The following is a 1,477-nucleotide window of genomic DNA, read 5'->3' on the forward strand; positions in this document are numbered from 1 at the left end:
GACCTAGTGCAGACAGATTTATGCGAGGTTGTCCGTGAGGTCGCCGCGGAACATTATGCCGAGTTGGAGGAAAAGAACTTTACGGTCATCTGCAGCATTCCAGAGGAGCCGCTCATTCATTTGTTGGATCTAAAGCACTTCAAAAGGGCGCTTGCCAATCTGATTGTGAATGCGATCAAGTACAATCCTACCGGCACGACGTTCAGAATACGCTTAGAGGGGAACTGCGCAGGTGGATCGCTTTTGGAAATTGCGGACAACGGGATTGGAATAGAAGCATCCCTGTGGCCTGTTGTCTTCGATGCTTTCGTGCGTGGCGACCACGCCCGACACAGCAGCGGAACGGGATTGGGGCTGGCAATCTGCCGGCGGATTGTTGAGTTGCATGAGGGAACTATTTCGCTGGCTGCGAGTGAGTCCGAGCGTACGGTGTTCCGCATTTGGTTGCCAAACACGGCTTAGGAGGCAGAGTTGAGGTTGTTTTTTGTATGAGAAGCCGAATCTATTAACCGTAGATATAGACAACATCTTGGCGGGCGGTGGACTAAGGGATATGAGGAATCGCTTAATTGGTGATGTATAATCAGCAACATTGATCGGAGCTTTTTGATGCTGAATTACTAATGTTCAGCCAACAGCTTGATAAATTAATTAATAAATATTACAGAAAAATTCTAGACTCTAAATAACAAATTCTATTTACGGTCGATACTAAGGATTCTGTTGTTAATAATCTTGCATAATGAAAATGTTTCATGATACTTATGATAGTTTTACTTATTCTAGAAAAAAGTGGATTGGCATCAGTTAACTGGTGCCGCCGCTTTTTTACTACCCATCGGGGTAAGTTTAAGATTACACCACAAAAACAATCTTATAATGATTCTTTAGATGGAAATTTTACCGGGGACTTATTAGTGAAGACATATTCGATGATTACGAAGTTATTTCTGATTTAATGGCTCAAGATGTTCGAGATAAGTTCGGGGAAGAATATGATGTTTGGGAAATTACTAAAGATGATTTGGATGCAAAAATAAATCCGCAAACAGCCTGAATATTGCAGTAATTTTGTTTAACTAACAGGTACGATACTGGAGGAGCTTGTACCTGCGGCTCCTCTTTTGGTTTATTGAAGTAACGGGAGGATATTTTACTTCATTTCCCGAATATCTGAATGGAAACCACAGTCCGGATTAGGAGATTACTATATGAAGAAGTCGGTATTATGTTTCTGTTTAGCTATGGTTCCGAGTATAGCAACCATATTTTTATTGATCGAATTCTTTCCTTACACAGGTTTGGGAAGAGTTGTAAGTATCCCTGCAACATTATTTGTTAATGCCACTATTTTGTTAATTTCTCTGCTTATTACTCAAAAATTCAAATCAAGGGTATACAAAAGTTTGATATGGATAGCAGCCATACCAATAAGCGTATTAGTAGCGATTGCCTTGCATCCCCAAGAATACTTACC

General features: G+C 40.8%; 1 protein-coding gene and 2 pseudogenes. All 3 read left to right on the forward strand.

Annotated elements, in window-relative coordinates; all coding sequences use genetic code 11:
• Positions 1-462 (forward strand): sensor histidine kinase (locus G519_RS0138250; RefSeq protein WP_029199016.1); only part of this gene is annotated, 462 nt, incomplete at its 5' end.
• A 143-nt stretch (positions 463-605) separates the two neighbouring features.
• Positions 606-689, forward strand: a pseudogene (locus tag G519_RS53860) (aspartyl-phosphate phosphatase Spo0E family protein); the annotation flags it as partial.
• Between the two features lie 522 nt (positions 690-1,211).
• Positions 1,212-1,477 (forward strand): annotated as a pseudogene (locus G519_RS0138260) (hypothetical protein); the annotation flags it as partial.

This window comes from Paenibacillus alginolyticus DSM 5050 = NBRC 15375 (assembly GCF_000422905.1).
GTDB lineage: Bacteria > Bacillota > Bacilli > Paenibacillales > NBRC-103111 > Paenibacillus_E > Paenibacillus_E alginolyticus.